Origin of the sequence: Paenibacillus contaminans (assembly GCF_003285015.1) — a bacterium.
Classification (GTDB): domain Bacteria; phylum Bacillota; class Bacilli; order Paenibacillales; family NBRC-103111; genus Paenibacillus_V; species Paenibacillus_V contaminans.
In genome coordinates this window covers 84,159-90,775 of the sequence record NZ_QMFB01000035.1, presented here as the reverse complement: position 1 = coordinate 90,775, position 6,617 = coordinate 84,159, and the positions used below count along the sequence as shown (strand labels likewise).

6 protein-coding genes are annotated in these 6,617 nt (G+C 54.6%); 4 read left to right on the top strand and 2 right to left on the bottom strand.

The features are described from left to right. Positions 1-1,985, bottom strand: a 1,985-nt coding sequence (locus DQG23_RS35660; RefSeq protein WP_113035819.1) for a DNA topoisomerase 3, incomplete at its 3' end; no start/stop codon positions are given. A gap of 270 nt (positions 1,986-2,255) precedes the next feature. On the opposite strand from DQG23_RS35660, the gene DQG23_RS35655 reads away from it, so the two are divergent. Beyond that, positions 2,256-2,687 carry a universal stress protein gene (locus DQG23_RS35655; protein ID WP_113035818.1) on the top strand — a complete coding sequence of 144 codons (432 nt, stop codon included), beginning with the start codon at positions 2,256-2,258 and terminating at the stop codon, positions 2,685-2,687. A gap of 252 nt (positions 2,688-2,939) precedes the next feature. Continuing rightward, positions 2,940-3,953 carry a biotin synthase BioB gene (gene bioB / locus DQG23_RS35650; protein WP_113035817.1) on the top strand — a complete coding sequence of 338 codons (1,014 nt, stop codon included), beginning with the start codon at positions 2,940-2,942 and terminating at the stop codon, positions 3,951-3,953. 748 nt (positions 3,954-4,701) lie between these two features. On the opposite strand, the gene DQG23_RS35645 is transcribed toward bioB, so the two are convergent. Beyond that, the gene (locus tag DQG23_RS35645) at positions 4,702-5,289 is read right to left on the bottom strand and encodes an LOG family protein (RefSeq protein ID WP_113035816.1); all 588 of its coding nucleotides are present in this window, start codon (positions 5,287-5,289) and stop codon (positions 4,702-4,704) included. Positions 5,290-5,461: 172 nt separating this feature from the next. Here DQG23_RS35645 and DQG23_RS35640 point away from each other — a divergent pair, with 172 nt between their 5' ends. Both DQG23_RS35640 and DQG23_RS35635 read left to right on the top strand, forming a co-directional pair. Beyond that, positions 5,462-5,956, top strand: a complete 495-nt coding sequence (locus DQG23_RS35640; protein ID WP_113035815.1) for a glutathione peroxidase — start codon at positions 5,462-5,464, stop codon at positions 5,954-5,956. Next, positions 5,953-6,411: a MarR family winged helix-turn-helix transcriptional regulator gene (locus DQG23_RS35635; RefSeq protein WP_113035814.1), complete on the top strand. Its 459-nt coding sequence runs from the start codon at positions 5,953-5,955 to the stop codon at positions 6,409-6,411. The genes DQG23_RS35640 and DQG23_RS35635 overlap by 4 nt, the downstream gene beginning before the upstream one ends. Positions 6,412-6,617: the final 206 nt, after the last annotated feature.

The window sequence follows — 6,617 nt, the reverse complement described above, 5'->3', positions numbered from 1 at the left end:
GTGCGGCCGCCGGCTGCGGCTGCGCGCTTGCCCGCGCCTTCGCCGTCGGCACCGTCGGCGCTCCGGCTGCCGCGGCCGCGCTTCGCGGGCTGCTCGCCTGCGGCGAACGCCTGCTTCGCGGCCGGCGACTGCATACGCACCTTATCGACGATCAAGGCGGCGAATTTTTTCACCTTCTCCATGAAGGCGTCGTCGGCTGCTTGTCCGCGCGAAATGTCGGTCAGGCGGCGCTCCCACTGGCCGGTCATTTCCGGCGATGCCAGCAGCTCGACGCCGGCGCCGCGGATGAGCTCGATGGCCAGGCGGCCCTTTGTCGTGATGGCGATCCGCTTGCCTTGCATGACGACGTAGCCGACGTTTTTGAGCCGCTCGATCGTCGCCGCGCGCGTGGCCGGCGTACCGAGCCCGGAGTCCTTCATCGCCTCGCGAAGCTCGTCGTCTTCGACCTGCTTGCCCGCGCTCTCCATCGCCTTCAGCAGCGTGCCTTCGGTGAAGTGCTTGGGCGGCTGCGTTTCTTTTTCCTTCGCCTGCGCGTCCGAGCAGAGAACGGGGGAGTCGGGATCGACGGAGAACGGCGTATCCGTTTCGATTTCCGCTACGGCTTCCTTGTCGTCATCGCCCGGCTTACCGCCTTTGTCCTTCGCGTCCTCATCGGCTTTCTTGCCTTTGGCTGCGGCGTTTTTCTGATCCGGATACACGACCTTCCAGCCGAGCGATAGCAGCTGCTTGACGTTCGTTTTGAACGTTTCTCCTTCTACCTCGGTCAGCACGGTGTGCATTTTGTATTCCGCCGCCGGATAAAAATGCGACAAAAACCGCCGCACGACCAAGTCGTACACCTTCTGCTCGTCGGCCGACAGGCTTCCCGCTTTTTTGGCGGTCGGCAGGATGGCGTGGTGATCCTCAACCTTGGAAGGGTTGCAGATGCTTTTGTTGTTTTTGTGCACGAAACGCTTCTCCGCGCCCTGAACGAGATCGTCGTATGCTGTCCCCCTCAAGGCGTCGAGCGCACGGTGCATGTCGCCGATATTTTGATCGTTGACGTAGTTGGAGTTCGTACGCGGGTACGAAATGACCTTATGCTTCTCGTACAGCGCTTGGGCGAGATCGAGCGTTTTTTTGGCCGAAAAGCCGTATTTGCCGTTCGCTTCCCGCTGCAGCAGCGTCAAATCGTATAACCGCCACGGATATTCCTTCGTGTCTTTCACTTCATAGCTGGCGATTTTGCCGGTTTTCCCCTTTACCTTGGCTGCGATCGCTTCGGCCTTCTGAGGATCGGTAAGCCGGTCGCCTTGCCACATCCCTTTGTAGGAGGTTTGCTGCTGGTCGAAGGCTGCTTCCACATCGTAAAATTTTAACGACGTAAACTGCTCGATCAAAATTTGCCGGTCGTACACCAGGGCAAGCACGGGGGTTTGCACGCGTCCTACGGACAGCAACTCGTTATGCCGGGTCGTAAACGCCCGCGAGCCGTTCATGCCGATCAGCCAATCCGCCTCGCTGCGCGCTCTCGCCGCTTTCGTCAGGTTTTCGTACGCTGCGCCGTCCTTGAGGCTATCGAAGCCTTGGCGGATCGTCTCCGCCGTCAGGTCGGAAATCCACAGCCGTTTGACCGGATGCCGCAAGCGCAGATGCTGCTGAATATAAGCAAAAATAAGCTGGCCCTCGCGCCCGGCGTCGCAAGCATTGACGAGGCTGTCGCATTCCTTGGCGAGCGCGGCGATGACCGCAAGCTGGTCTTTCGTCCTGGCGTTCGGGATAAGCTTGAACGAGTCCGGGATGATCGGCAGGTCGCCGAGGTTCCATTTTTTATATTTGTCATCGTAGCGATCCGGTTCGGCCAAGCCGACCAAATGTCCGATCGCCCATGTAATGATATGATTTTGCCCGACAAGATGCGTTCGTTTGTTGGCCGCTTTCGGCTCGATAACGGCCGCGATCGTCCGTCCCATATCGGGTTTTTCGGCGATGATCAACGTTTTCACGGGGTGATTCCTTTCGCTTGAAAATGATGCTGCCTGTCCACATTGTATCATGATTCGGGGCAAAACGGGCTAATGTCGGCCGGGCGGATCGGAAAGGAGGGTGCAAAAGCCGTCCTTCGAATTGTTATTCGATTCTATCATATGGTATCATTTACATAAGCTTTGAATTGAAAGAATAGAGAAGCGGGTGCCAGGAGCTGTGACATTTCTCACAGTAGAGCCGGCGGAAACTTGCTAACCTGTTCTTATCAAACGAATGGGGTGATGACCGTGTTATACTCGAAAATTTTAGTTGCTTATGACGGCTCCGAAGCTTCGGACAAAGCGCTCGACACCGCGATTAAGCTGGCCAAGCTGAATCATTATTCCAAACTGGACATCATTCACGTCTTTAACATTCCGACCTATGTCGTCGGGGAAATCATGTTCGTGCCTCCGATCAAGAACGAAGAGGAGTACTACGGGTATTCCGATCAGGCGATCGCCAAAATTCAAGAAAAAATCAACGACTTTTCCGACATACACATCGAAGTCCGCCAAGGCAGTCCGGCGAGGACGATCCTCGCATATGCCGAAGAAACGAATGCGGATGTGATCGTCATCGGCAGCAGAGGACTGGGCAGCTTCGGCGAATTCGTGCTCGGCAGCGTCAGCCATAACGTCGTGCAGCACGCCAAAATTCCGGTGCTCGTTATTAAATAGCCGTTCGAGATCGGTTTCCGAACGTTAATGCGCACAAAACCTCCAACCCTCGGGTTTGGAGGTTTTGTGCGCATTAACGTTCGTTCGCGTTCGGATAGCGAGCCTCAAATGCGCCTGTAAGGGCAAGACCTGTAATGCCATTAGCTTTTCCTGAGCCGTTTAATTAGCGGTTGATTAATCGTTAACCTTGTTTTATTATTTTGGTTAACGTTTTTTTCTGCGTTCATTTATACGACTACCCAGGAGGCTTACATGACGAAAACTGCACAACCCAATCTATACACCGCTTATGACTGGAACGTATTGGCCGATAAGGCGCTGAGGGGCGAGCTGCTTACCGAGGCGGAGGCGCTGAGCGTGCTGGAGGCGGATGACGACGAGCTGCTGGCGATCATGCAGGCGGCGTTTCGGGTGCGGAAGCATTTTTACGGCAGGAAGGTGAAGCTCAATCTGATCATCAACGCCAAAAGCGGCCTTTGCCCCGAGGATTGCGGGTACTGCTCGCAGTCGATCGTCTCGACGGCTCCGGTCAGTAAATATCCGCTGCTTGAAAAAACGACGCTTGTGGACGGCGCCCGCAAAGCGCTGGAGCTGAAGGTCGGAACGTACTGCATCGTTGCCAGCGGGCGCGGTCCGACGAATAAAGAGCTGGAGCAGGTGATCGAGGCGGTGCGGGAAATTAAGGAGACGATGCCGATGAAAATTTGCGCATGTCTCGGCATTTTATCGGAGGATCAAGCAAATAGGCTTAAGGAAGCCGGAGTGGATCGGTACAATCATAACCTGAATACGAGCGAAGGACATTTTGCTTCCATTACGAAGTCGCATACGTATGAAGATCGGGTGAACACGGTTGATAAAGCGAAAAACGCCGGCATGTCGCCTTGCTCCGGCTGCATCGTCGGCATGGGGGAAACGAACCGTGATATCGTCGACATCGCTTATTCGCTGCGCGAGCTCGATGCCGATTCGATACCGGTCAATTTTCTGAATCCGATTCCGGGAACGCCGCTTCAAGGGCTGAAGGAGCTTAACCCGCGCAAATGCTTGAAGGTGCTGGCGCTGTTCCGGTTCATTTGCCCGTCCAAAGAGATCCGCGCGTCGGGCGGCCGCGAGCTGAATCTGCGTTCTCTCCAGCCTTTGGCCTTGTATGCGGCGAACTCGGTTTTTGTAGGGGATTATTTGACTACGGAAGGACAAGAAGCGACGCTGGACCACCGGATGATCGAAGACCTCGGCTTCGAGATCGAGCTTTGCGCCCTTTAATTAGGTACGCAGGCGGCCGACCATTTGTTGAAACGAAACGGGCAGCAGTTGAGTTTGCCTACATGATAAAAGGGACGACAGAGGTTCCTTACGCTAAATATTTTTTGCTTATCGAATGGGAGCGAAGCTCGTCCCTTATGCTGTAGTTCGAGTTTTTGCTTAGCAAATGGGATCGAAGATCGTCCCTTGTGCTGTAGTCCGAGTTTACCCGCTTGGAGCAAGGAATCGAGGTGCCTTTTAAGCTGGAGTCCGAATTTGCCTGCTTGGAGAAGGGATTTACGGGTGTGCCCGGCGAAATAGCTGCTGCAAGCGCGCGTTTTCGGACTGCAGGCGAGGGGAGTAGTCCGGAGTCGATCCCAATTGGGCAAAATCGGACTGGGGCTTTCAGTTGCGCAAAATCGGACTGACGCTCCCAGTTGCCCAAAAGTCGGACTGGCGCTCTCAGTTGCGCAAAATCGGACTAACGCTCCCAGTTGCCCAAAGTCGGACTGGCGCTCCCAGTTGCACCGTACTTTCGTACGCCAACATAGCTTTCGACGGTATTCCTGTATACTCGTCGATTGTTAGTGAACGCCTGCTTCCAAAGGGCCGCAAGCTTCATTATGGAATTGCCCGCTCGGCATCCATGTCGCCTAACGGCTTTCTCGCGTCGACCCGATCCCGCAATCTCCCTCGCAAAATCACCGCTTCTCAAAAGCACGGATGCCACATTGCAGCGGCGACGCAAGACGCACAGGCTTTTCATGCATTATGGTCGAGCCGGCAGCTCCGACCATTTGTTGACGTTTTGCGGCGGCTGGAACGATTCCATGCGCTCGATCAGGCGTGCAGGGTCGCGTTCGAGCAGCAGAAGGCTTGCATGGGTGCTATGGATGAAGCCGGCATCGACCGCATGTGCAACGAAACGGACGAGCGGTTCATAATACCCCTCGACGTCCAGTAAGCCGACCGGCTTGTTATGTATGCCGAGCTGCGACCAGCTCACCGCTTCAAAAAGCTCCTCAAGCGTACCGAAGCCGCCCGGCAGCGCGATAAATCCGTCCGCAAGCCGCTGCATGTTCGCTTTTCGCTCGTGCATCGAGTCCACCTCGATCAGCTCGGTTAACCGGGCATGTACCATTTCTCCGCGAAACAAACCGCGCGGCATAACGCCGACCGCCTCGCCGCCTCCCGCAAGAACCGTGTCCGCAAGACGGCCCATCAGCCCTATTTTGGATCCGCCGTAAACGAGTTTATAACCATTCTCAACGAACAGCTCTCCAAGCTTGACCGCATACCGCTCATATTCCGGACTTGTTCCCGGATTCGAACCCGCGTAAACACATATCGACTTCATTTTTCTCTTTCCCTTCGTTTGCAAGATGGCACTAAATATAGTATACCAATTGTCTTTGTATCGCAATATATTGAAGTCCATGATGAGGCAGTTGTCTTTTTGTAAAAATTGTTGTAAATTAAATTGTGTACAATTAAATTTTACGAAAATTACGATATAAGGAGTCGATCCTATGAGCGTTTACGGTTATTCGGTCAAAACCATCAAAGGGGAAGAACAATCGCTCTCGGCGTATGAGAATAAGGTGCTGCTGATCGTGAACACGGCGACCAAATGCGGCTTCGCGCCGCAGTTCACAGGACTGCAAAAGCTGCACGACGCCTACAAGGATAAAGGCTTCTCGGTGCTCGGTTTTCCATGCAACCAGTTTCGGGATCAGGAGCCCGGCAGCAATGAGGATATCCAAAGCGCCTGCTCGCTCAATTTTGGCGTTAATTTCCCGCTGTTTGCCAAAATCGATGTGAACGGCCCCAATGCGCACCCCCTGTATGATTATCTGAAAAGGCAAAAAGGCGGCGTTTTGTTCAGCGGCATCAAGTGGAATTTTACAAAGTTCCTTGTCGACCGAAGCGGCAACGTGGTGAAGCGGTATTCCCCGACGACCTCCCCGGATAAAATCGAAGCGGACGTCAGACGGCTGCTGCAGGACGGAGGGCAAGCGAAGTGACGGTCCCCGATGAACGCTTGAAGCTGGATAATCAGCTGTGCTTCGCCATCTATGCTTGCTCCAGAGAATTGACGAAAGCATACCGGCCGCTGCTGGACGAACTGGGGGTCACCTATCCGCAATATCTTGCGCTGCTCGTCCTATGGGAGAAGGACGGCGTTACCGTCAAAGAGCTGGGTGAACGCTTGTATCTCGATTCCGGTACGCTTACGCCGCTGCTTAAGCGGATGGAGTCGGCGAATCTCGTCGTGCGCAAGCGCTCGGGCGACGACGAACGGAAGGTGATCGTCACGCTGACGGAAGAAGGGAAGGCGCTTCAAGCGAAGGCGTGCACCGTTCCGGAACGGCTGCTCGAGCAAAGCGGGCTTTCGGCGGACCATTTCGCCCAGCTGCTTCAAGATTTCAAAGGCTTGCTCGCGCAAGTAAGAGAGAAGCAGAGCGGGCTGAACGCGTAAGGATGGGCAAGGCATGATTTTGAATAGGAAGTCTACTGCGTCCGAGCTGCGGCTTGGGCGTTTTTTCGTTATGGGGTTCCGCAAAAAAAGGAAACAGCAGGAAAATTGTCCGTCCGCGGCGAAATGGTATAGTCGGAAGCTGCTGAGCTTTTGCATGGCCTGAATCGGCGGCTTAGTTGTTCAGAAGAGATACTAGCCTTACAAGG

Coding starts and splice junctions, on each gene's coding strand:
- DQG23_RS35640 (WP_113035815.1), top strand. CDS start 5,462: ATGAGCGTTTACGGTTATTCGGTCAAAACCATCAAAGGGGAAGAACAA.
- bioB (WP_113035817.1), top strand. CDS start 2,940: ATGACGAAAACTGCACAACCCAATCTATACACCGCTTATGACTGGAAC.
- DQG23_RS35645 (WP_113035816.1), bottom strand. CDS start 5,289: ATGAAGTCGATATGTGTTTACGCGGGTTCGAATCCGGGAACAAGTCCG.